This is a genomic window from Micromonospora zingiberis (assembly GCF_004331455.1).
GTDB classification, from domain to species: domain Bacteria; phylum Actinomycetota; class Actinomycetes; order Mycobacteriales; family Micromonosporaceae; genus Micromonospora; species Micromonospora zingiberis.
Genome location: NZ_SJJR01000008.1, coordinates 107,665 through 130,657 on the forward strand (window position 1 = coordinate 107,665; position 22,993 = coordinate 130,657).

Genomic DNA, 22,993 nt, shown 5'->3' on the forward strand with positions numbered 1-22,993 from the left:
CTGCGAGGTTAGTTCCGGGTCGATCCGGTCAGGGGCGAACCATTGACTGGCAATCGCCGAAACCGCCGTGCGGGCTGAATTTCGCCTTTTCGGCCACGAGGTAATGGTGGCATTCAATGGTGCCGTGGGCATCTTCTGTTTTGCCTCGGTCGGGAACGTGACCGCAATCCGTATCCGTCGGCGAACGCGACCGTGCCCACGCCCCTGGCGGGCGTGGGCACGGAGGTGCGGGTGGGCTCAGCCCAGGCCGCGCGCGGTGGCCAGCTTGTGGAAGTTGGCCGCCATCTTGTTCGCCGTGTCGGCGTCGGTGACGATGCCGTAGTAGAAGACGTTGCCCATCACCACCATGACGATGTGCTTGTAGCGGTCGATCCCCCCGTTGGGCTCGACGCCACCGTAGAACGTCTCGAGCACCTTGGTGCCCGCGGCGTCCTTCTGCGGCGGGAAGACGATCCGCTGCTGAAGCCCCATGGCCTCGGCACCGGCCAGCTGCGGAGTCTGGAAGTCGACGTTGCTCAGCTTGCCCGGAACCTTGCCGTCCAGGGTGATGTCGCCGTCGGCGCAGGCGACGGCGGCGGCGTGCATCTTCGCCACCTCCGGCCCCTCCGGCAGTTCGACGACGAACTGCGCGAAGAAGTTGTCGTGGCCCAGGTTGTGGTCCTTGCCCACCGGGCTGGCGGTGTTGAACTGCATCCAGCCGTTCAGTCCGGCGATGGTGGCCGCGGGTGCGGTCTGTAGCGGGGTCTCCGACGCATCGCCCATGGTCACGTAGTTGACGCAGGAGTCCGGCGTGAAGGCCATCCCCTTCGGCGGTGCCAGCAGCGCCTTCTCGGCGACCTGCTTGAAGTCGAAGGTCAGCACCTCGTCCTGGCTGGGGTCCTCATGCGGGTTGGTCAGCAGATCCTTGAGGTCCGCCGGAGCCGCGGGCGTCGCCGGAGCCGACACCTCCACCTTGGCCTCGTTGTTGGCCGTACCGCTGTCGGCGCAGCCGGCCGCGAACACCAGCGCCACCGCGGCCAGCGCCCCGGTTATCTTTCTGCCCCGTACGGGCATATTCTCCCCCATCCTGGTAACGCGGCATCAATTCCGGTCGCCGCTGTTGAAATGCGCCAGCGGCCCCCGGGTTTCGGGGCGCCGCCAGCGTCACCTAGAACGCGTACGGTAATCAGCGAAACGGCACGCCGGCATCTTCCAGAGTGCTTGTTTCCCGTCCGAGCCGACGCGGCGCGCGTTATCGGGTGGATACCGCCAGTGACGGTCGCTGCGCACGGCGGAAGATGTTCCGGCGACGGCCGGATGCCATTGTTTCGAGGAATCCACCAGCAGGGGCCGGGTGCGCACGCCGTGCCGCCCGGCCGGCGAATGTGGCGGCGGACATGGTGGACCACCGTCCGCGCTGCCGTCGCCGCTGGCGGCGGCCGGCGGTGCCGAGAACCGCCCGCCGTGCCGGGGTCACCACTGCGGATGTCCCGGCGGCACGCGTAACGGTAGCCCGAATCGTCTGCAACGAGGGAGTGGTCACGTGACGATTTCTACGACCAGGGCCGGGCGCGCCGTGTCCGGCGCCGATGTGGGGGAGCTGGACAAGCGCTACGTCCTGCACTCGCACCAGCGCGACCAGCGGCCGTTCCGCCGGATGATCGTCCGGGGCATCGGCTCCACGGTGTGGGACACCGAGGGCCGGGAACTGCTCGACATGCTCGGCGGCGGCATCTGGGTGGCCCAGGTCGGCCACGGCCGCCGGGAGTTGGCCGAGGCCGCCGCCGCACAGATCACCGAACTGGCCCACTTCACCAGCTTTTTCGAGTTCGGCAACGACAAGTCCGCCCTGCTCGCCGAGCGGCTCGCGGCGCTGGCCCCCGGCGACGTCAACCGGGTCTTCTACACCTCCGGCGGCTCGGAGGGGGTGGACACCGCCATCAAGCTGGCGCGGCTGTTCCACCACCGGCGTGGGCAGACCGAACGGAACTGGATCATCGCCCGGCACTTCGGGTACCACGGCGCGACCCTCGGCGGTGGTACCGCGACCGGCATCCCCGACATGCAGGTCGGTGTCGGGCCGAACCTGCCGCACGTGGAGAAGGTCACCCCGCCGTACCCGTACCACAGCGAGATGTACGGCGGTGAGAACCCGACCGACTTCCTGCTGCGGGAGCTGGAGGCGACCATCGAGCGGCTGGGGCCGGACAACGTCGCGGCGATGATCGGCGAGCCGATCCTCGGCGGTGGCGGCGTCATCGCCCCGCCCGCCGACTACTGGCCGCGGGTGCGCGAGCTGCTCACCGGGTACGGCATCCTGCTGATCGCCGACGAGGTGATCACCGCGTTCGGTCGTACCGGTGCCTGGTTCGACTCGGCCGAGCGCGGCATGGACGCGGACATCATCGTCACCGCGAAGGGCCTGACCAGCGGCTACCTGCCGCTCGGCGCGGTGCTGATGCGCGACCGGGTGGCCGACGTGATGGCCGCGGGCAGCGCCAGCTTCTTCCACGGCCACACCTACTCCGGTCACCCCACCGCCTGCGCGGTGGCGCTGGCCAACCTGGACCTGCTGGAGAACGAGGGGCTGCTCAAGCGGTCGCTGGAGATCGGCGACTGGCTGCGGGCCGGGCTGGCACCGGCCGCGGCACTGCCGGCCGTGGGCGAGGTCCGGGTCGAGGGTGCGACCGTCGGCATCGAGCTGGTCAGCAACCCCGAGACGCGGGAGCCGGTATCGCCGGATCTCGCCCTCGCCGTCGCCGACGAGCTGTACGAGCAGCACCGCGTCATCACCCGCAACTACGGCCCGACGCTGGTGCTGTCCCCGCCGCTGGTCCTCGACGACCAGCAGGCCAAGCGGGCGTCGTCGGCGATCGTGCAGGTGCTCTCCCGGCTCGACGTGGAGGCCGGCCGGATCAACCCCAGTTGACCGGCACACACCCGGTGTCCGGCAGCGGCGACGGCCGCTGCCGGACACCGGCCTGTTCGGCACCGGACGCCGCCGTCGCGGCGCGGCGGCCGAGTGCGGGCGGGCCGGACACCACTGCGCCGCAACGGCGTTCGCCCATGAACCGTGCGCCGGCGTGTGTGGATGGTCCGGCCGCCGGACCGGCCTATAGTGCCGGCATGGACGAGGTCGTGCAGCGCTACCTGCGTCGCTCGGACACCTTCGCCCGGACCGTCGCCACGGTCCCGGAGACCGGGTGGGACGCCCCGACACCCTGCGGCGACTGGACGGTACGGGACCTGGCCGCCCACGTCGCCGAGATGAACACCATCCACCTCGGACGGGTCGACACGTCGGCGCCCGCCGTCCCGTCGGTGACCGGGGACCCGCTCGCGGCATGGCAGTCCATCCAGCGGGAGGTGTGCCGTGGGCTCACCGATCCCGCCATCGCCTCCGTACCGGTCGGCGGGCGGCTGGGCGACTGGACGTACGCCGAGATCATCGACCGTGCCGTCGGCGTCGAGCTGGTGGTGCACCACTGGGACCTGGCCCGCGCCCTCGGCTGGCGGGCCCGCATCGACCCCGCCGACGTGGCACACCTCTGGCAGACGATCGAACTGGTCGGCGAGGAGGAGGTCCGGTTCGGCTTCGGGCCGGCGGTCCCGGCGCCGACCGACGCCGACGAACAGGCCCGCCTGCTGGCCTATCTGGGCCGCTACGACGACGGCCGCTGACCCGGGGAACCGGGCCGGCGGCCGTCGGACCCACCACCGCCAGCCACGGCCGGCGGCGGTGGCTCAGGTGGAGGGCGTGAAGGTCACCGGCAGCCGTTCCAGCCGGTGCAGCACGAAACTGGCCTTCCAGGTCAGCTCGTCGGCCGGTACGGCCAACGCGAGCCCGTCGAGGCGACGCAGCACCGTCTCGAACGCCACCTCACCCTCCAGCTTGGCCAGTGGCGCCCCGAGGCAGAAGTGGATGCCGTGGCTGAAGCTGAGAATCTGCCCCTGGTTCGGCCGACGCAGGTCGAGCCGGCCCGGCTCGTCGAACACGGCGGGGTCGTGGTTGGCCGCCGCGGCGGCGATCACCACGTGCTCACCGGGACGGATCTCGAAGCCGCCGATCTCCAGCGACTCCCGGGCGAAGTGGTAGGTCACGCAGGAGACCGGACTGTCGTAGCGCAGCAGCTCGTCGACCGCGTTGGGCATCAGCTCCGGCTCGGCGCGCAGCAACGCGGTGGCCTCCGGGTGTCGCAGCAACGCCAGCAGTCCGTTGGCCACCAGGTTGACCGTGGTCTCGAAACCGGCGCTGAGCAGCAGCAGCGCGTTGGACCGCAGCTCCAGGTCGGTGAGCCGGTCACCCTGCTCCTGCGCGTTGATCATGGCCGAGATCAGGTCGTCGCGCTGCTCCCTGCGCCGCAACTCGACCAGGTCGGAGAGGTAGCTGTCGAACCAGACCCCGGCGGAGATGATGGCGTCGAAACTGGCCGAGGCGTTGATCCCGGTCAGCGTCTCGGCGTGCTGCTCGAACTCGTCGCGGTCCTCGAACGGCACACCGAGCATCTCGCTGATCACTGCGATCGGCAGCGGCAGGGCCAGGTCGCGGACGAGATCCGCCTGCCCCTTGTCGTGCACCGCGTCGAGCAGCCGGTCGGTGATCTCCTGGATCCGCGGCTTCATCTGCTCCACCCGGCGCCGGGTGAACGCCTTGGACACCAGCCGACGCAGCCGGGCGTGGTCCGGTGGGTCGGCGAAGAGCATGTGCCGGGAGAGTGGGTAGTCGTCACTGGCCAACGGATGGAACTTGTGCAGCTCCGGGTCGGCGGCCTCGACACTGCGTACCAGCCGAGGATCGGACAACGCCTCCCGCGCCTCGCGGTTGCCGGTGACCAGGACGGAGGGCATGCCGTCGGGCAGGGTCACCCGGTGCACCGGACGCCGCTCGCCCAGCTGGGTGAGCAGCGCCAGCGGGTTGGCGAACACCTCGGGGCTCAGCGCGACCGCGCCGTCTACGTTGTGCATCGGACTCCTCGGGGACTGCGGCGGGGTGGGCAGGTTGCCGGCGCGGGGCCGGCGGGCGCGTTCACCACAGGACGGGCAGACAGGCCAGGCGCTGGACGTCTCCGCTCTGGTAGGTGGGCAGGCTCGCGGCCGGCACCGCCAGCCGCAGGTCGGGCAGCCGCCGGACCAGGGCACGGAACGCGATGTCCAGCTCCAGGCGGGCCAGGTTGTGGCCCAGGCAGTGGTGGATGCCGTAGCTGAAGGCGAGGTGGTTCGACGGCGGCCGGGTGACGTCCAGCAGATCCGGGTGACTGGTCACGCTCGGGTCGAGGTTGGCGCCGGCGAAGCTGACCAGGATGCCGTCACCGGCCCGGATCACGTGACCGCCGATCTCGATGTCCTCGGTGGCCACCCGGGCGAGCTGCTCGACCAGGGAGATGTACCGGAGCATCTCCTCGACCGCGCCGGGCACCAGGTCCGGGTCGGCCACCAGGCGGCGGTACTGGTCGGGGTGCTCCAGCAGGGCGAGCGTGCCGAGTCCGATGATGCTCGATGTGGTGATGGTGCCGGCGACGAGGATCGCCATCGCGAAGGAGACCAGCTCCTTGATGGTCAGGTTGCCCTTGGCGACCTGGCTGGCGATCAGGTCGTCGATCAGTCCGGTGGCCGGCTGCTTGCGCCGCGCCTCGACCAGGTCGGTCAGGTACGTGGTCAGCCACTCCATCGCCGCGTCGGCCCGTTCCGGCTCGAACAGGTCGCGGGCCAGCGGCTCGAAGATGGCCCGGTCGGCGTACGGCACGCCGAGGTAGGCGCAGACCACCCGGGTCGGCACCGGGGTGGAGAAGGTGGACACCAGGTCACCGGGGGCGCCCTCGTCGACCAACTCGTCCAGGCACTCCTCGACGATGCGCTCGATCTCCGGGCGCAACACCGCCACCCGCCGTACGGTGAACCGCGGCACCAGCATCTGCCGCTGCCGGGTGTGCTCGGGCGGGTCCACCCCGAACAGGGCGCCCGCGAAGCCGCCCTCCTCCTCCTTGGCCATCTCCCGGGTGGCCCGCATCCGGGTGTGGCGCTCGTCCATCACCGGGTAGTTCGGGAAGTCCGATCGGTTGGAGACCCGCTTGTCGGCGAGCAGGGCCCGCGCCTCGGTGGGGCCGGTGACGAACCAGGCGACCTTGCCGTCGTAGAGCCGTACCTTCGAGATCGGTCCGGGCTCACGCAGCCGGCCGGTCTGTGGCGATGGGCGGTATGGGCACTCCCGGGGGATCGGGTAGCTGGGCAACTCCGACGAACCCGGCTCCGATGTGGTCTTCGTTGGCACGGCCATGGCCACCCCTCGAACGGAAAAGCGGAACCGTCGTCCCGCAGGACGGGCGCTGCGCCGCCGCGCGCCCGTCCGGTGGCGACGCCCACGCGACACCCCGTCGTACGCGGCCGGTGGCACTGCTGACACGACGCCGTCAACGGTCGCCTCCCCCGCCTGGCCAGCGCATCCTCCCGATTGCGCTGGCGGCGCAGCGGGTCATCGAGGGCCGGAGCGCGACCGCGAGAATGCGCAATTCCAGAGAACTGATGGGGGATTCGCGTTGCTAGATTGCCGGCAACGCGAACGGCAATCGCATGCACCTACATATAGCCCGGCGCCCGGAAAGGACGGCCGCGACAATGACAGCGATAGACGGGGCGGCAACAAAGGCCACCACATCGGTTCCGACGAGACTTCCCTCGCTGACCGCACTGCGCATCATCGCCGCGAGTCTGGTATTCATCGGACACGGGCTGATTTTTCCGATGTTCCGCGACAGCAACGTCAACGAGGTGTACGGCATCGTCGCGCACAACGCCGGGTCGGTCGGCGTGGCGTTCTTCTTCGTCCTCAGTGGTTTCGTGCTCACCTGGTCGGCCCGATCGAGCGACAGCACGGGGGCGTTCTTCCGCCGCCGCTTTTTCAAGATCTTCCCGAATCACGTGGTGGTGTATCTCGGGGTGCTGGCGCTGATGCTGATCGCCGGCCTGCCCGTCATGCTCGGGCCGACGCTGGCCAGCCTGCCGCTCATCCAGGGCTTCCTGCCCGATCCGAACTACCACCTGTTCGCGGTCAACGGCGTCACCTGGTCGCTCTCGGTCGAGTTGCTGTTCTACGCCCTCTTCCCGGTGCTGCTGCCGCTGGTGAACCGGATCCGGCCGCAGCGGCTGTGGCTGTCCGCCGGGCTGTTCACCGCCGGTGCGATGCTGCTGCCGGTGATCGCCCGGGCGGCACTGCCGGACGGGCCGCTGACCCCGATGTCGACCACGCTCACCTGGACCGAACAGTGGTTCGTCTACTTCTTCCCGCCGGCCCGGCTGTTCGAGTTCCTGGTCGGCATGGTGATGGCCCGGATTCTGCTCTCCGGGCGGTGGATCGGGCTGCGCACGGTCTGGCCGGTACTGCTGCTGGTGGCCGTCTACGTGGCCACCATTCCGCTGAACCTGATGGACGGCTACCAGTCGGCGCTGCTCATTCCCATGTCGCTGCTGATCACCGCCGCCGCCGCGAGTGACGTCAAGGGCCGCCCGTCGTTGCTGAACAACCGGCCGATGGTCTGGCTCGGCGAGATCTCGTACGCCTTCTTCCTGGTCCACGTGCACGTGCTGTTCCTGCTGCACGCGGCGGTCAACGGGCAGCTCGGCGTGCGGGCGGCATACCAGCCGTACCAGTTCGGCACCTTCACCGGCATCGCCTTCCTCGTCGGGGTGTACCTCGTCTGCGTGCTCGTCTCCTGGGCGCTGTACGCCCTGGTGGAGAAGCCCGCGATGCGGCGCTGGGCGTACGGCCGGCGGGTGCCGGACTCGGTCGTACCCCGCTGATCCCGCCGCCGGCCCGGCCGGCCGGTGCACGACTTCCCGGTGGGTGGCAGCGTCGCCGCCCACCGGGAATCGTGCTGTCCGCGGCCTCCCGCCGGGGCGGCAGCACCGAATGCGCCCCCACCCGGGTCGGGTGGGGGCGCAGTCACGCCACGATGATCAGTTAGCCGGGGCGACCGTCACCGGGACCCCACTGAACACGGCGTTGCCGGACAGCACGTCGACGATCGTCTCGTCGGTGAGGGCGTTGGCGTTGACCCCCGGATCGCGGGCGGCCAACTGTTGACCCGTGCGCTGATGGCCCCAGCCGTGCGGCAGGCTCACCACACCGGCCATCACCGTGTCGTTCGCCTCCACCGGCACCACCACCTCGCCGGCGGCGGACCGGACGAGCGCCCGCTCACCGAGCCCGAGCCGAGCGATGTCGGCCGGGTTGACGTGCAGGGTGCACCGGTTGCTGCCACCGGTCAGCGTCGGGGTGTTGTGCAGCCAGCTGTTGTTGGACCGCAACTGGCGGCGACCCACGAGCAGGAACTCCGGCGGCGGCCCGGCGAACCGGGACCGCAGCCGGGCCACGTCCGCGGTCACCTGCGGCGGGGCGAGCGCGACCCGCCCCGACGGCGTACGCAGCAACTCCGGCAGCCGAGGCTCCAACGGGCCCAGGTCGATGCCGTGCGGGTTGGCCCGCAGCTTCTCCAACGACAGGTCGTACGGGCCGAGCCGCAGCATCGCGTCGAGCATCAGCTCCGGCCCGCTGTCGCCGGTCAGCTCGGCACGCAGCTGCGCCACGTCCGCGCCGGCCAGCGGTGAACCCGGCATCGACACCCCGCCCCGCAGCACCGCGTCCAGGATCGCCTCGTCGACCAGGGACGGATCGGCGTCGGCGCCCTGACCGGTGATGATCAGCAGCAGCCGGGCCATGATCTCGGCCTCGGACGGCTGGCCCGGCGCCAGCGGCAGGATCTGCGGCGAGAACCGGGTGTAGTTGCGTACCGTCACGATCAGCAGCAGGAAGTCGTAGTGCGGCATCTGGAGGATCCGGGGCGGCGGCAGGATGACGTCCGCGTGCCGGGTGGTCTCGTTGAGGTACGGGTCGACGGCGACCATGAAGTCCAGGCCGGGCAGGGCTCGATCCAGCCGGGGCCCGTTCGGCGCCGAGAGCACCAGGTTGCCGGCGATGCAGACGAACGCCCGCACCTGACCCTCACCCGGGGTCTCGATCTCGTCGGCGAGGGTCGCCACCGGAATCTCCCCGAGCACCTCCGGCAGCTTGCGGACCCGGCTGTGCCAGCGACCCGTGCTGAACGGTTGCCCGGTGCGGAAGACCTCCAGCGCGGCGGTCCGGGTGAACATCACCCCACCGGGCCGGTCGAAGTTTCCGGTGAGGATGTTCACCACGTCGACCAGCCACTGGGCCAGGGTGCCGAACTCCACGGTGGACGTGCCGACCCGGGTGTAGACGGCGGCGGTGGGCGCGGCGGCCAGGTCCCGGGCCAATCGGCGGATGTCCTCCGGCGCCACCGCGCAGATCGGCGCCACCGCCTCGGGGCTGAACTCCTCGGCCAACGTCCGCAGCTCGTCGAGGCCGTCCACCTCCAGTGCGACGCGGGTCAGTCCCTCGGCGAAGAGGGTGTGCACGACCCCGAACAGCAGCAGCGGGTCGGTGCCGGGGCGGACCGGCAGATGCTCGTCGGCGAACTCGGCGGTGCGGGTACGCCGTGGGTCGACCACCACCACCCGGCCACCCCGGGCCCGCAACGCCCGCAGCCGGCTGGCGAAGTCCGGCGCCGCACAGAGCGAGCCATGCGACTCCAGCGGGTTCGCACCGATGATCAACAGATGGTCGGTCCGGTCCACGTCGGGCACCGCGATGGCGAACGGGTCACCGAACATGTACCCGGTCGAGACGTGCTTGGGAATCTGGTCGATCGTGCTGGCCGAGAAGACGTTGCGGCTGCCCAGCGCCTGGGTCAGCGGCTCGCGGTACATGAAGCCCGCCATCGTGTGGTACGTCGGGTTGCCGAAGTAGACGGCCAGCGCCTCCCGGCCGTGCTCGGCGACCACCCGGGACAGGCCCTCGTCGACCCGGCGGAACGCCTCCGCCCAGCTCACCTCGCGCCACTGGTCACCGTCGCGGACCATCGGCGTCCGCAGCCGGTCCGGATCCTCGTCCAGCCGACCGAGGCTGGCGCCCTTCGGGCAGACGTACCCGCCGCTGAACGGGTCGTCGGGGTCACCGCGGACGGAGGTGACCCGGTCGTGGTCGTCGAGGGTGAGTCGCAGGCCGCAGACGGCATCGCAGATCGGACAGGTCCGGTGGGCGGTTCGCATGGTGCTCCTGAAGGGTCGGGCCCGGCCGCCGACGGTGACGCGGGAAGGGCCGGTGACCCCTCCCGCGTGTCGGCCGGGGAACCGGCGAGGGCTCCCCGGCCGTGGCGCCGGACGGCGGCGGGCGGTACTGACGTGCTGCCGGACCGGTACGGCAGACCGGCCCGGACGCTCAGCGACGGGCCGCCTGGAAACCGAGGTGCGCGTAGTGGTCGGCGATGGCGTGGAAGGACTCCTTGGGCTCCAGCCGGTAGGTGGAGGCGGTGTCGGCGAAGTCGTCCCGGATCGTCTTGACGATCGCCATGCTCGCCGTGTCCAGGTCCAGGTGGGGATCCTCGGAGTGCGGGTGGGTCGGGTGGATGAACTCCGAGACCCAGACCCCGTTCACCCCGGCCTGCTCGAACAGCTCGAACATCCGCAGGTGGTACGCGGCCTGGCGGCCCTCGTCCCGCACCACACCGTCGAACACCAGCGGGGTCGGCCCGGACCGGTCCACCACGTCCCAGAAGAAGAACGCCTTCTCCTCGGCACCCTGGTAGGTGGCGGTGCCGAACTCGGCGACCTGGATGGGCAGGTTCCAGCTGCGGTAACCGTCGAGCACCGCCTGGTGCTGCTGCGGCGTGTGGTACGTCGGCAGGTACTGCCACATCAGCGCGATCCGGTCGAACAGCGACCAGTCGACCTGCTCGAACGGTGCCGCCGAGTAGCTGACCGGCCCGGAGAACAACTGCCGGGCCACCCCGTTGGCCCTCGCCAGGAAGTCGTTGAGCCGGGGCGCGGTCTCGGCGAAGTCGATCCGGCCGGTCGGCCGGAGCAGCTGGTGATCCGCGTCGGCGTACGCGTTGGCCATCCGTTCGTGGTACTGCCCGCCCTCGGCGATGCCGGGGGTGAACAGCAGGTGCACCGCGCCGACGGTCAGGTCGATGCGGGCCTGCTGCCGGCGCAGCGACTCGGCGAGCCGGGCCGCCTCGGCGAGATGGTCCAGCACCTCCTCCTGCGGCCGGTCCGCCAGCCGGGGCTGCAACCGTACGTGCAGGTCCCGCTCGACGGCGGCCTCGGCGGTGTCCCGCAACCGACCCAGGTCACTGCCGTAGATGGTGATGGAGTTGCAGTTGAGCTGGTCGCTGATCAGGCTCAGCTCCTCCAGCATCTGTCGCCTGCTCCAGGACATGCGGGAAAGCTCGCCCTGACCGGTGGCGAAGTTCGTCCCGGTGTCGTACGCGACACCGCGGTACTCCAGGACCGCGCCGGTCGCGCCGCCGGCCTGGTCGGTGCGGGGCTGTGCCATGCTGCTCCTTCTCCTCGTCGCCGTCGGCGCCGGTCACCACGTCACGGGCAACTCGTACAGCCGTTGCAGGGTGCCGTCGTTGTTGTTGCTGGGCAGCTTGTCCAGGTCCGCGGCCGCGCGCAGGTTCGGCATCCGCTCGACCAGCGTCCGGAAGGCGATCTCCAGTTCCAGCCGGGCCAGGTTGTCGCCGGGACACCGGTGGATGCCGTGGCTGAAGGAGAAGCTGGGCTTGGCCGGCCGGAGAATGTCGAACCGATCCGGTTCCGGAACCTGCGCCGGGTCGAAGTTGACTCCGGCGCAGCTGATCAGGATTCCCTCGCCGCTGCGGATGACGTTGCCGTCGCCCAGGTCGATGTCCTCCACCGCCACCCGGGCGAACGCCTCCACCAGGGAGACGTACCGCAGGATCTCCTCGACCGCGGCGGGCACGATGTCCGGGTCCGCCCGCAGCGCCTCCCACTGCTCGGGGTTGTCCAGCAGCGCCATGGTGCCCAGCGAGATCACGTTGGTGGTGGTGTCGGTGCCGGCCACCAGCATCGCCATGGCGATGTGCACCAGCTCCGAGCGGGTCAGCTCGCCGGTGTGCAGGTGGTTGGCGATCAGGTCGTCGAGCAGGCCGACGGCACCGGCGCCCGGGTCGTTCTCCTTCTTCTGGATCAACCGGTCCAGGTACTCGCCCAACTCCGTGGTGGCCTCCTCGGCCAGTTCCGGCACGAAGAGCTTGTGCGCGGGCGTCTCGAAGTCCTCGTGCTCGTCGTACGGCACGCCGAGCACGGTGCTCATCACCATCGACGGCACCGGCTGGGCGAACATGCTGACCAGGTCCGCCGGTGCGCCGTGCCGCATCATGTCGTCGAGCTTCTCGTCGACGATGCGCTGGACGGCGTCGCGCAGCAGCGCGGTACGACGCAACGTGAAACTCGGCATGATCATGGAGCGCTGGCGGGTGTGCTCCGGCGGGTCCACCCCGAACAACACGTCCGCGTAGCCGCTGTCGACGACCTTCTCGAACTCCTCGTTCAGCAGCGGATAGTTGCCGTGGTACGGGCGGATGGACACCCGGCGGTAGTCGGAGAGCACGGCACGGGCCTGCGCCGCACCGGTGACCAGCCAGGCGGTCCGACCGTTGTAGAGCTTGACCTTGGTCATCGGGCTGTCCGCCCGCAGGCCGACGTGTCGGGCCGACGGCCGGTACGGGCACTCCCGGGGAATCGGGAAGTCCGGTGGGACGGCGGCTTCGGGCATCGCCATGGGTCACCCCTCACTCACCACGGGCCGCCGCGCGCGTGACGGACACGCACGCCGCCCGCAGGATCCGATGTCGTCGGGCGCCCATCGTCCAACCGGGCGCCGGGCGCCGGCATCTTCCTGATTGCCCACCACCGTGCCTGCGCGCTCGCCGGTCGGGTGCCGGTCCAGGTCACCGCGTCCGGCGATGATCGGCCTGCGCACCGCAGAAGAAGCCGCTGCGCCGCGCGGTCGGCAGACTGGCCAGCGAGCCGACCCGGCGTCGCGCCAGGCCGGCCGCCCCGTCGTCCCGCGCCAACTTCCGGCGGCCACCGTCCCCGCACGTCTGCGCCCCTCGGACGCCGGAACCCCTGCCATTCCGCGTGATCGAGGAGGACCCATGCGTGTGCTGATCACCGTGTATCCCGCCCTGGCGCATCTGTACCCCGTGGTGCCGTACGCCTGGGCGTTGCAGACCGCCGGGCACGACGTCCGGGTGGCGTCGCATGCCGGCTTCGCCGACACCATCGCCAGCACCGGGCTGGTTCCGGTCGCGCTCGGTGACGCGGGATCGCCGGAGCCGCGCCTGCGCGAGGACGCCCGGCAGCCACCGGCGCCCGAGCAGGTCATCGCGTACGCGCAGGCCATGGGCCTGAGCCCGGAGGAGGTCGAGCACTGGATCGCCTTCTACCAGTGGAACCTCAACCCGGCCTCGGACTACGTCCGGGCCGACCTGCCGGACGCCCCGGACCTGGTCGAGTTCGCCCGCGCCTGGCGCCCGGACCTGGTCCTGTGGGATCTGGTCTTCCCGGCCGGCGCGGTGGCGGCTCGGGCCTGCGGCGCGGCGCACGGCCGGCTGCTCGGCAGCAACCTCGACTACTTCGCGTACAGCCAGGAGCGGCTGGCCGAGCACCGCACCGCGGTCCGCGCCGCCGGGCTGGCCACCGACCCGCTGGCGGACCTGGTCCGTCCGCTGGCCGACCGCTACGGGGTGAGTGTCGACGACGAACTGCTGATCGGGCAGTTCACCATCGACCCACTGCCCAAGGGGCTCAGCCTGCCCACCGCCACGGTGAAGGTGCCGGTGCGCAAGATCCCGTACACCGGTGCGGCGGCCTTCCCGCGCTGGCTGCACCGCCGGCCGCAGGGCCGACCCCGGATCGCGCTGTCACTGGGCGAGTCGACCCGCCGCTACGTCGCCGGGGACTGGGGTCGTACCCCCAAGCTGCTCGACGCGCTGGCCGGCCTCGACGTCGAGGTGGTGGCGACGCTCAGCCCGCTGCAACTGGCCGCCGTGGACACCCTGCCGGACAACGTCCGGGCGATCGAATGGGTGCCGCTGACCCAACTGCTGCCCACCTGCGACGCCCTGGTGCACCACGGCGGGATGGGCACGTTCAGCTCCGCCGTCGCCGCGGGCATCCCGCAGCTGGTCTGCGACACCGAGGACTCGCTGCTGTTCCGCCCGGCGACCGCCGCGCCGGCCGCCGCGGACAGCGGCACCTACCGGGCCGGCCGCGAGTTCGGGGTGCAGAACGAGGACACGGCCGAGGAGGCGGCCGGCTGGCTGCATCCGGAGAAGAACCTGCTGGCCACCCCCTGCGCCAGCTATGTCACCGAGCAGGGCGCCGGGGTGCGGCTGGACCACCAGAAGCAGTCCGTCGAGGAGCTGCGGGCGCAGCTGTCGCGGGTGCTCACCGAGCCGGCCTTCCGGACCGGGGCGAGCACGGTCCGTGACATCTGGCAGTCGATGCCCAGCCCCAACGAGATCGTCCCCACCCTGGAGGAACTGGCGGCCCGCCGGTCCTGAGGCGGTGCGGCAATCCGGAGGATGTAGCGCCGGTCGGCGCGGGGCGAGCATGCAGGGGCGGCGCGGACGCGGCGGGTTGCGTCCGCGCCGCCCGCCCCGCACTGCGGGCGGTCCTCTTCCGAGTCGTGCACAGGACGGGTGGTGGTTGGTGATGAGAGCGGCGGTGGTCCCGGGCGTCGATGTCGCCTGGGAGTTGCGGGAGGTGACGACCCCTTCGCCAGGCCCCGGCGAGGTGCTCGTCCGGGTGCGGGCCTGCGGGGTCTGCGTCAACGACGTACTGGCCACCCGGGGGCTGCTGCCCTTCCCGGCGATCGATCCGGCCGTCACCGGACACGAGCCGGTCGGCGAGGTGGTCGAGGTGGGTGCCGGGGTGACCAGCCGCCAGCCCGGCGACCGGGTGGGGGTGACCTGGGTACGGGCCGGCTGCGGGCGGTGCGACTACTGCGTGCAGGGCCTGCCGGTGACCGGTCAGACGGCGATGTGCTGCCCGGCGCCGACGACCACCGGGTTCACCGCCCCCGGCGGACACGCCGAATATCTGGTGGCGGCCGCCGAGTCGACCGTGCTCCTGCCCGACGGGCTGGACTGGGAACTGGCCGCCCCGGTGATGTGCGCCGGGTACACCGCCTGGTCGGCGTTGCGCGCGGCGCAGCCGCGCCCGCACGACCGGGTCGCGGTCATCGGCATCGGTGGCCTCGGCCACCTGGCCGTGCAGTACGCCAAGGCGTCCGGGCACGAGACGATCGCGGTCACCAGCTCGGTCGACAAGGTCGATTCGGCCCGCCGACTCGGTGCCGACCACGTGGTCACCGACGCCGAGCAGTTGCGCGCCGTCGGTGGCGCCGACGTGGTCATCCTCACCGCCCCGTCACACCGGGCGGCGGCGGCCTGCCTGCCCGGCCTGCGCGTGCAGGGACGGATGGTGCTGGCCGGCATCGACGGGGCCGAACCGTTCACCATCCCGTCCGCCATGACCTACCCGTTCTTCGCCCTCGGCCAGCAGATCATCGGTGCCACGCACAACGGCCCCCACCTGCTGAAGGAGGCGCTGGATCTGGTCGCCGCAGGTCGGGTGACCCCCTGGGTGGAGACCTTCCCGGCGCACCGGGTGGCCGAGGCCGTCGACCGGGTCGCCAAGGGCGAGGTGCGGTTCCGGGCGGTCGTGGAGTACTGACGCCCCTCTCTCGCGGCGGGGTGTCGCCGCAGGCCAGCGCCGTGCGCGACACGCCGAGCCGGGTCGCGCGGCGATGACTTTCCCGCTGGCCGCTCGTCGTACAGGTAGGGCCCCGGTGCCGCCAGGACAGGCGTACGCCGGGGCCAGCTGATGTCGAGTGGCAGGAGAGCGGTTATGTCAACGGTGAAGCCTGGACCCAGGTCCGGTCCGGCGCCCAGCGGTACCGGACTCACGGCGCAGGAGCAGGCCGTCGCCGACCGGTTCGCCCGGCTCGGTGCGCAGTTCGCCGACCGGGTCGCCGCAGTCGGCGCAAACGACTGGTCGGGGCCGACGCCCTGCACCGAGTGGGACGTGCGCGCCCTCGTCGCGCACGTGGTGGAGATGAGCGAGATCCACCTCAACATGGTCGGCTTGCCCGTCCCGTCCGGGCCGGGCGTCGACGTCGACCCGTACAAGGCGTTCGTACGGGTACGGGACCAGATCGAGGCCAGCCTGAACGACCCCGAGCAGGCCCGCGCGGAGTTCGACGGGCGGTTCGGCCTGCGTACCTTCGCCGAGGCGATCGACAGTGCGGTCTGCACCGAGCTGGTCGTGCACGGCTGGGATCTGGCCCGGGCCACCGGGCAGGACGAACGGATCGACCAGGTCGACATCGACAAGGCGTGGGAAGCGCTGCGGATGGTCGGCGAAGAGGTGGTGCGCAGCCGGATGGTCAGCGGCCCCGCGCTCGAATCCCCGCCCGGTGCGGACGAGCAGACGAAGCTGCTCGCCTACCTGGGGCGCCGGGCCTGACGGGCCGCACCGCCGGCCGGGACAACGCCCGGCCGGCGGTGCCTCCACCGTTCCTCGACGCGTCCTCGACCGGCGCCCTCGACCATGGGCTTAGCAAGCTGAGCCGAGGGGGCGCGAGATGACATCGCTCAAGGCGTTGATACTCGAACAGACCCGCAAGTTCCACCGGGAACAGGAGCCGGGGGACTTCGTACCCGGGGTCACGCCGATCCTGTCCTCGGGCGCGGTGCTCGACGAGGACGACCGGGCGGCCTTCGTGGAGGCCGCGCTGGACATGCGGATCGCCGCAGGAGTCAGCGCCCGGCGCTTCGAGCGCGCCTTCGCCGCCTACTACAAGCTGCGCAAGGCGCACCTGGTCAACTCGGGCTCGTCGGCGAACCTGCTCGCGCTGACCGCGCTGACCTCCCCGAAGCTGGGTGAGGCACGGCTCCAGCCGGGCGACGAGGTGATCACGGTGGCCGCCGGGTTCCCGACCACGGTCAACCCGATCCTCCAGAACGGCCTGGTGCCGGTCTTCGTCGACGTGGATCTGGGCACCTACAACACCACCGCGGAACGGGTCGCCGAGGCGATCTCGCCACGCACCCGGGCCATCATGATCGCGCACACCCTCGGCAACCCGTTCCCGGTCGCGGAGATCGCGGACCTGGCCACCGAGCACGAACTGTTCCTCGTGGAGGACAACTGCGACGCGGTCGGTTCGACCTACCGTGGTCAGCTCACCGGCACCTTCGGCGATCTCACCACGGTCAGCTTCTACCCGGCACACCACCTCACCGCCGGTGAGGGGGGCTGCGTGCTGACCAACAGCCTGGAGCTGGCCCGGATCGTCGAGTCGCTGCGCGACTGGGGCCGCGACTGCTGGTGCGAGCCGGGCACCGACAACACCTGTCTCAAGCGGTTCGACTACCAGCTGGGCACGCTGCCCGCCGGTTACGACCACAAGTACGTGTACTCACACGTCGGCTACAACCTCAAGGCCACCGACACCCAGGCCGCCCTCGTGCTCAGCCAGCTGCGCCGGCTGCCCGAGTTCGTGGAGAGCCGGCGCCGCAACTTCCGCCGCCTGTACGACGGGCTGGCGGACCTGCCCGGCCTGCTGATGCCGCAGGCGACCCCGGACAGCGACCCCAGCTGGTTCGGCTTCCCGATCAGTGTCCGCCCCGAGGCGCCGTTCACCCGCCAGGAACTGGTGGCACGCCTGGAGGACCGCAAGATCGGCACCCGGCGACTCTTCGCCGGCAACCTCACCCGGCACCCGGCCTACCAGGGCGTGCCCTGCCGGATCGTCGGTGACCTGACCAATTCGGACTTCGTCACCGAGCACACCTTCTGGATCGGCGTGTACCCCGGCATCACGCTGGAGATGGCCGATTTCGTGATCGACACCATCCGTACCTTCGTGACCGGCCGGCACTGACCGCCCCGGTCCAGCCGAGTGCCCTGTCGTCGACCTCGGTACCGATCATCGCCCGGCCGACCGGGTCGGCGTCAGCCCTGCTCCCACAGCGCCGTGATCGACTCCTGGACGCCGGCGCGCGGCCGCCAGCCCAGCAGCCGCCGGGCCCGGCCGATATCGGCCCGGGTCCACGCGCCCCCGTTGCTGGTCACCGGCGCGTCGACCAGGGCCACCGCGTCCGGCCGCCGGCCGGCGGTCTCCAGCAGCATCCGGACCAGCTTCCGGATGTCCTCGGCGACGCCACGGCCGATGTTGATCACCTGGCCGGTGACCGGCGCCCGGCCCGCCAACACCACGGCCTCGGCCAGGTCCCGGGCGTCGACGAAGTCGCGCCGGGCCGGCGCGACGGTCACCGTCAACTCCGGCGGGCCGGCCTGTCGCAGCCGGTCGCGCAGCATCCCCAGGAAGCTGGCCGGATTGGTGTACGGGCCGTAGACGTTCACCGCCCGCAGCACCACCGCATCCACCGAACCGGCCTGGGCGGCCTGGAGCACGATGCGGCTACCGGCCAGCTTCACCCGGCCGTACGTGCTGTCCGGGTGCACCTCGGCGGTCTCGTGGACGCTGGTGCCCTCGGCGATCGGGCCGTACTCGTGCACCGAGCCCAAATGCACCAGGCGGGGCCGGCTCGGCATCGCGCCGACGGCGGCGACGAGCCGGTGGACGAGTTCCACGTGGGCGCGGTTCAACTCCTCGCTGCGGGCCCAACCTCCGGCGGCGTTGACCACCGTGTCCACGCCCGCGTCGGCGAGGATCCGGGTCAGCTCGGCGGGAGCGGTGGCGGCGAGGTCCAGGGCAAGGAAATCGCGACAGCCGGGTGGTGGCGTCCGGCCGACCTGGAGGACCTGGGCGCCATGCCGGGCGTACGCGGCGCAGACCGCGCGCCCGACGCAACCGGTCGCCCCCAGCACGGCGATCCGGGACCCGGCCGTCCGTTCGCCGGAGGTCCGGCGTGGCGCCGCCGCGGGGCGGACCGGCCCATCGGTGTTCGTCTCGTCGGTCACTCCCACGCCTCCCTCTCGGCGGCACGGGTAGGTAAGCAGCGTCGCCTCGACAGCCGGTCGAGCCTGACTCAATCATGCGCCGGGTTGCGACCGGCACGGTAGAAGATGCACGCGCGACGGGCCGCCGATGACGATGGAGATCCGCTCAAGCCGGATGATCAGGGGCGCTCGTGGAAGCTACGGGGCAAGACATCGACATGGCCGTGCTGGGGCCGATGTCCGTACGGGTGCGGGAGTTCTCCTGGACCCCGACGGCGCCGAAGATGCGCAACGTGCTCGCCATGCTGATCGCGCACGCCGACCAGGTGGTGCCCGCCTCGTCGCTGGCCACCGAGTTGTGGGGGGACGAACCGCCGGCCAGCGCGTCGACCACGGTACAGACGTACCTGCTCAACCTGCGCAAGCACTTCGCCACCGCGACCGGCCGTACGGTGGCCGAGATCAGCAACGAGCTGCTGGTCACCCGCACCGGCGGCTACCTGCTCAACGGCCGGCTGGCCAGCCTGGACCTGCGCCGGTACGAGCTGCTGGCCCAGCGTGGACGGACGGCACTGGCCGAAGGGGACGACGTCGCGGCCGTACGGCACCTGTCCGAGGCGTTGCGGGTGTGGCGGGGCCGGGCCCTGCTGGATCTCCCCGTGGGGCGGCTGCTGGAGGCACGGCGCTGCCAGCTGGAGGAGTCCCGACTGGTCACCCTGGAATACCTGGTGGACGTGGAGCTGCGGTTGGGCATGCACCGCGAGGTGCTGACCGAGCTGGCCGCCGTGATCGTGGAGAACCCGCTGCACGAGGGCCTGCACGCGCAGTACATGCGGGCGCTGCACCTCAGCGGTCGGCGGGCCCAGGCCCTGGAGGTCTTCCACCGGGTACGCGGGAACCTGGTCACCGAACTGGGGCTGGAACCCGCCGCTCCGGTGCAGCGCCTGCACCAGGCGATCCTCAACGCCGACAGTGACATCGACGTCTGGTCCGAACGCCGGCCGCTGGTCGGTCCGCCGCCGTCTCCCGTCGGCCGGCCATGATCCGGGCCCTCGGACCGGCGGCGGCAGCACCGTCACACCGGCCCGTGGCCGCAGTGCCGAGCCGGCTCGCGGGAGTGCCACGCCGGCTCGCGAGCGCGCAGCGGTGCGGCGCCAACGGTGCTGCGCACGGCCGAAGAAGCGCCCGGACCAGGCGAAGACCACACTACCGGGGAGATCGACAGCCGTACCCGGTGTTCGGCGGCTGCGCCCGCCGGTGCCGCGTGCCGTCCGGCCGATTCCGCCGGGCGATCTGACCTGTCATGGCCGGACGGGCGTCCGGCAGCGGGGTCGCTGAAGCTGCGGCCATCGTGAACGTCACGTCGAAGGGAGCAGTTGGGCATGCGCGTAGTCGCAGCCGGTCGGCCCGGCCGGCACCGATCAGTCAGAGCGGCACAGGCGGCGGTGGTCGCCGTGGTGGTGGCCGCCGGGGTGAGCATCAGCGCACCGGCCCAGGCCGGCGCGGGCCGTAGCGACCGGATCCTCGGCCTGTGGGAGGTGCAGAGCATCGACGGGTCCGCCAACAACCGGGCGAACCCCACCTGGGGAAAGATCGACACGATCTATCCCCGGGTCGGACCCGCCTGGTACGCCGACGGACTCAACGAGATCGTCGACCTGCCGTCGGAGCGGTACGTCAGCAACCGGATCTTCAACGACATGGACCAGAACCTCTACTCACCGCACGGGGTCAGCCAGTGGGGCTTCGTGTGGGGCCAGTTCGTGGACCACAGCATCGCCCAACGTCTCGGCCGGCGGCTGGTCAGCCCGCCGGGGGAGACCCGCAACATCGCCTTCGACAACGCCGACCCGATGGAGTCGTTCCGCAACGACATCGGCATCATCCCGTTCGACCGGTCCCGACCGGCCGACGACACCGGCATCACCACCCCCCGGGATCAGATCAACACCGTCAGCTCCTACCTCGACGCGGCCGCCGTCTACGGCAACAGCCACGAGCGGCTGGACTGGATGCGGGAGGGCCGGGTCGACGGCGACCCGCGCAACAACGGCGCCAAGCTGCTGATGCCCGGCGGCTACCTGCCCCGGCGCGACACCCGGGGCGACGCCTCCACCGCGCCGAACATGGTCGCGGGCGGGCAGCTGTTCAACACCCCGGAGAAGGCGGCGGTCGCCGGTGACCAGCGGGCCAACGAGAACCCGGCGCTGCTGGCCATCCAGACCCTCTTCGCCCGGGAACACAACCGGATCGTCGGCCAACTGCCCAACTGGCTGCCCGAGCAGGACAAGTTCGAGATCGCCCGGACGGTGGTCGCCGCCGAGAAGCAGTACATCACCTACACCCAGTTCCTGCCGTCGCTCGGCGTGGACCTGCCCCGTTACAGCGGCTACAAGCCCGGCGTGGACGCCTCGGTGACCAACGAGTTCGCCACCGTCGGATATCGCGCGCACAGCCAGATCCGGGGTGACTTCCGGCTCGAGGCGAAGGTCGGCCGCTACAGCGAGCAGACCCTGAACCGGCTGCGGGAGCTGGACGTCGAGGTCACCGTCGAGGGCAACACCGTCAAGCTGATGATCCCGATGGGTGAGGACGCCTTCTTCAACCCGGACCTGCTGGAACTGCTCCAGCTCGGGCCGATGCTCCAGGGTGTCGGGCTGCGCCCGCAGACCCGCAACGACGAGCTGATCAGCAACATGCTGCGCAGCTTCCCGTTCTTCATCCCCGTACCGGGCAACCCGAACTGTTCGGACGACCCGGCGCTGCCGCCCTGCCTGCCGGGCCGCAACGACCTGGGCGCGATCGACATCGCCCGGAGCCGCGACCACGGCATGCCGAGCTACAACGACATGCGGGCCGCGTACGGCCTGCCGCGCAAGTCGTCGTTCAAGGCGATCACGGGGGAGCGTACGGAGTCCTTCCCGGCCGACCCGAAGCTCACCCCCGGAGCCGAGATCGACGACCTGGACAGCCTGGACTTCACCGCGCTGTACGACGTCAAGGGCAAGCGCACCACGCCCGCGGCCGACAACGCGGTGCGGGCCGAGCGTCGTACGCCGCTGGCCGCCCGGCTCAAGGCCGTCTACGGCAGCGTGGACCGGCTGGACGCGTTCGTCGGCATGATCGCCGAGCCGAACCTGCCCGGTCGGGACTTCGGCGAGCTGCAACTGGCGATGTGGCGCAAGGAGTTCACCGCGCTGCGCGACGGGGACCGGTTCCACTACGCCAACGACCCGCTGCTGCCGCTGGTCCGGGCCGCCTTCAAGATTGACTACCGCAAGTCGCTCGGTGACATCATCTCCCTGAACACCGACATCCCCCGGTCCCAACTGGCGCCGGACGTGTTCCGGGTGGCCGACGCCCAACGCAAGACCATCCCGCCGCCCAACAGCGGCGAGCGGCTGCTGCCCAACAGCCGCACCCGTGCCCTCGGCAACCTCGGCTCGGCCAAGCCGGCGGCGCTCGCCGCGCTGCTCCCGCCGGGCCTGGCGTTGACCGGCACGGTGTCCCGCGCACCACGGCGGCCCCGCCGCCACCGTGAGTCGTAACCACCGACCGCACCGAGTTCGGGCCGGATGCCACGAGCATCCGGCCCGAACCGTGCAGCCCGACCCCGTTGCTCAGGCGCGGTCTGCGGCCCTGCCCGCTGACCGCGCTGGCCGATTACCGCAAACCGGGTCCGCCGCCAGGCAAGTTCCGGTCCTGCGGATCATTGTCGTCGGGGACAGCGCGTAGCTTCCCCGGTCACCTCCCGCGGCGCCTTTGTCGGTTGCCGTGGGTTTCCCCCAGCGGGTTGCGCCGGCCGCCGCCCCCGTCGGATGGCTTCGCCGACGTTCTGTGACTCGATTGAGGCAACTGCCGAAGGGCTGCCCTCCGGCGAGCGGAACAGCCCCGTCCGTCTCGCCACTGCTCTCGTCAGCCCACGGCTTTCGAATTTCCCGGTGGGTGGAGAGGGCATCTGCCGCCCGTTGCGCAGCTCGGGCCAGCGAAGTCACCAGCTGTTGTCGCTGATCCGCCGTTGCGTCGTATACGAACGCGGCGTGCTCGGCCGGTGGTGGCCGCAACGGTCGGCGTCTCGGCTGGAGGGCTACCAGCTCCACGAGCGGAGAGGCTGTCACCGGCGGGCCGTCTTCGGTCAGTCGACCGGACTGCGCATTGCCCC

At 71.0% G+C, this 22,993-nt stretch carries 16 protein-coding genes; 9 read left to right on the forward strand and 7 right to left on the reverse strand.

Features of this window, described 5'->3' with window-relative positions; translation table 11 throughout:
• Window positions 1-237: 237 nt before the first annotated feature.
• Window positions 238-1,053, reverse strand: a complete 816-nt coding sequence (locus E0H26_RS14195; protein ID WP_131304081.1) for a hypothetical protein — start codon at window positions 1,051-1,053, stop codon at window positions 238-240.
• Between the two features lie 469 nt (window positions 1,054-1,522).
• On the opposite strand from E0H26_RS14195, the gene E0H26_RS14200 reads away from it, so the two are divergent.
• Together E0H26_RS14200 and E0H26_RS14205 are read left to right on the forward strand one after the other, a co-directional pair.
• Window positions 1,523-2,908 (forward strand): aminotransferase family protein, encoded by a 1,386-nt coding sequence (locus E0H26_RS14200; RefSeq protein ID WP_240742165.1) that lies wholly within the window; start codon window positions 1,523-1,525, stop codon window positions 2,906-2,908.
• 197 nt (window positions 2,909-3,105) lie between these two features.
• Window positions 3,106-3,660, forward strand: coding sequence for a TIGR03086 family metal-binding protein (locus tag E0H26_RS14205; RefSeq protein ID WP_165521866.1), 555 nt, complete (start codon window positions 3,106-3,108; stop codon window positions 3,658-3,660).
• 63 nt (window positions 3,661-3,723) lie between these two features.
• On the opposite strand, the gene E0H26_RS14210 is transcribed toward E0H26_RS14205, so the two are convergent.
• Window positions 3,724-4,944 carry a cytochrome P450 family protein gene (locus E0H26_RS14210; protein ID WP_131304083.1) on the reverse strand — a complete coding sequence of 407 codons (1,221 nt, stop codon included), beginning with the start codon at window positions 4,942-4,944 and terminating at the stop codon, window positions 3,724-3,726.
• 61 nt (window positions 4,945-5,005) lie between these two features.
• A complete protein-coding gene (locus E0H26_RS14215; RefSeq protein ID WP_131304084.1) occupies window positions 5,006-6,253 on the reverse strand; it encodes a cytochrome P450 in 1,248 nt (415 codons plus the stop codon).
• Between the two features lie 338 nt (window positions 6,254-6,591).
• Between E0H26_RS14215 and E0H26_RS14220 the strand changes: the two genes are divergently transcribed.
• Window positions 6,592-7,773 carry an acyltransferase family protein gene (locus tag E0H26_RS14220; RefSeq protein WP_165521867.1) on the forward strand — a complete coding sequence of 394 codons (1,182 nt, stop codon included), beginning with the start codon at window positions 6,592-6,594 and terminating at the stop codon, window positions 7,771-7,773.
• Between the two features lie 156 nt (window positions 7,774-7,929).
• Here the strand turns inward: E0H26_RS14220 and E0H26_RS14225 are convergent, their stop codons facing one another.
• The 3 genes from E0H26_RS14225 to E0H26_RS14235 all read right to left on the reverse strand — a co-directional run bounded on the left by E0H26_RS14225 (window position 7,930) and on the right by E0H26_RS14235 (window position 12,637).
• Complete coding sequence (locus E0H26_RS14225) at window positions 7,930-10,101, reverse strand: molybdopterin oxidoreductase family protein (RefSeq protein WP_131304086.1); 2,172 nt, start codon at window positions 10,099-10,101, stop codon at window positions 7,930-7,932.
• A 169-nt stretch (window positions 10,102-10,270) separates the two neighbouring features.
• On the reverse strand, window positions 10,271-11,386 hold the full coding sequence (locus E0H26_RS14230) for an abortive infection protein (RefSeq protein ID WP_131304087.1): 1,116 nt from the start codon (window positions 11,384-11,386) through the stop codon (window positions 10,271-10,273).
• A 33-nt stretch (window positions 11,387-11,419) separates the two neighbouring features.
• The gene (locus E0H26_RS14235) at window positions 11,420-12,637 is read right to left on the reverse strand and encodes a cytochrome P450 (RefSeq protein WP_420812843.1); all 1,218 of its coding nucleotides are present in this window, start codon (window positions 12,635-12,637) and stop codon (window positions 11,420-11,422) included.
• Window positions 12,638-13,013: 376 nt separating this feature from the next.
• On the opposite strand from E0H26_RS14235, the gene E0H26_RS14240 reads away from it, so the two are divergent.
• From E0H26_RS14240 to rfbH, 4 genes are all read left to right on the forward strand, one after another.
• A complete protein-coding gene (locus E0H26_RS14240) occupies window positions 13,014-14,423 on the forward strand; it encodes a nucleotide disphospho-sugar-binding domain-containing protein (RefSeq protein WP_131304088.1) in 1,410 nt (469 codons plus the stop codon).
• A gap of 151 nt (window positions 14,424-14,574) precedes the next feature.
• A complete protein-coding gene (locus E0H26_RS14245) occupies window positions 14,575-15,597 on the forward strand; it encodes an alcohol dehydrogenase catalytic domain-containing protein (RefSeq protein ID WP_131304089.1) in 1,023 nt (340 codons plus the stop codon).
• A 174-nt stretch (window positions 15,598-15,771) separates the two neighbouring features.
• Entirely contained in the window at window positions 15,772-16,389 is a 618-nt protein-coding gene (locus E0H26_RS14250; protein ID WP_165521868.1) for a TIGR03086 family metal-binding protein, read from the forward strand.
• A gap of 118 nt (window positions 16,390-16,507) precedes the next feature.
• Window positions 16,508-17,809, forward strand: coding sequence for a lipopolysaccharide biosynthesis protein RfbH (rfbH, locus tag E0H26_RS14255; RefSeq protein ID WP_131304091.1), 1,302 nt, complete (start codon window positions 16,508-16,510; stop codon window positions 17,807-17,809).
• A gap of 71 nt (window positions 17,810-17,880) precedes the next feature.
• Here the strand turns inward: rfbH and E0H26_RS14260 are convergent, their stop codons facing one another.
• A complete protein-coding gene (locus E0H26_RS14260; RefSeq protein ID WP_206025110.1) occupies window positions 17,881-18,852 on the reverse strand; it encodes an NAD-dependent epimerase/dehydratase family protein in 972 nt (323 codons plus the stop codon).
• 170 nt (window positions 18,853-19,022) lie between these two features.
• Here E0H26_RS14260 and E0H26_RS14265 point away from each other — a divergent pair, with 170 nt between their 5' ends.
• Together E0H26_RS14265 and E0H26_RS14270 are read left to right on the forward strand one after the other, a co-directional pair.
• Window positions 19,023-19,874, forward strand: a complete 852-nt coding sequence (locus tag E0H26_RS14265) for an AfsR/SARP family transcriptional regulator (RefSeq protein ID WP_206025112.1) — start codon at window positions 19,023-19,025, stop codon at window positions 19,872-19,874.
• A 339-nt stretch (window positions 19,875-20,213) separates the two neighbouring features.
• Complete coding sequence (locus E0H26_RS14270; RefSeq protein WP_131304092.1) at window positions 20,214-22,379, forward strand: peroxidase family protein; 2,166 nt, start codon at window positions 20,214-20,216, stop codon at window positions 22,377-22,379.
• Window positions 22,380-22,993: the final 614 nt, after the last annotated feature.

What these genes read in the sequence shown, in the direction of transcription:
- E0H26_RS14215 (WP_131304084.1), bottom strand. Translation starts at nt 6,253, where the DNA reads ATGGCCGTGCCAACGAAGACCACATCGGAGCCGGGTTCGTCGGAGTTG.
- rfbH (WP_131304091.1), top strand. Translation starts at nt 16,508, where the DNA reads ATGACATCGCTCAAGGCGTTGATACTCGAACAGACCCGCAAGTTCCAC.
- E0H26_RS14240 (WP_131304088.1), top strand. Translation starts at nt 13,014, where the DNA reads ATGCGTGTGCTGATCACCGTGTATCCCGCCCTGGCGCATCTGTACCCC.
- E0H26_RS14250 (WP_165521868.1), top strand. Translation starts at nt 15,772, where the DNA reads ATGTCAACGGTGAAGCCTGGACCCAGGTCCGGTCCGGCGCCCAGCGGT.
- E0H26_RS14220 (WP_165521867.1), top strand. Translation starts at nt 6,592, where the DNA reads ATGACAGCGATAGACGGGGCGGCAACAAAGGCCACCACATCGGTTCCG.
- E0H26_RS14245 (WP_131304089.1), top strand. Translation starts at nt 14,575, where the DNA reads ATGAGAGCGGCGGTGGTCCCGGGCGTCGATGTCGCCTGGGAGTTGCGG.
- E0H26_RS14225 (WP_131304086.1), bottom strand. Translation starts at nt 10,101, where the DNA reads ATGCGAACCGCCCACCGGACCTGTCCGATCTGCGATGCCGTCTGCGGC.
- E0H26_RS14205 (WP_165521866.1), top strand. Translation starts at nt 3,106, where the DNA reads ATGGACGAGGTCGTGCAGCGCTACCTGCGTCGCTCGGACACCTTCGCC.
- E0H26_RS14235 (WP_420812843.1), bottom strand. Translation starts at nt 12,637, where the DNA reads ATGGCGATGCCCGAAGCCGCCGTCCCACCGGACTTCCCGATTCCCCGG.
- E0H26_RS14230 (WP_131304087.1), bottom strand. Translation starts at nt 11,386, where the DNA reads ATGGCACAGCCCCGCACCGACCAGGCCGGCGGCGCGACCGGCGCGGTC.
- E0H26_RS14195 (WP_131304081.1), bottom strand. Translation starts at nt 1,053, where the DNA reads ATGCCCGTACGGGGCAGAAAGATAACCGGGGCGCTGGCCGCGGTGGCG.
- E0H26_RS14210 (WP_131304083.1), bottom strand. Translation starts at nt 4,944, where the DNA reads ATGCACAACGTAGACGGCGCGGTCGCGCTGAGCCCCGAGGTGTTCGCC.
- E0H26_RS14270 (WP_131304092.1), top strand. Translation starts at nt 20,214, where the DNA reads ATGCGCGTAGTCGCAGCCGGTCGGCCCGGCCGGCACCGATCAGTCAGA.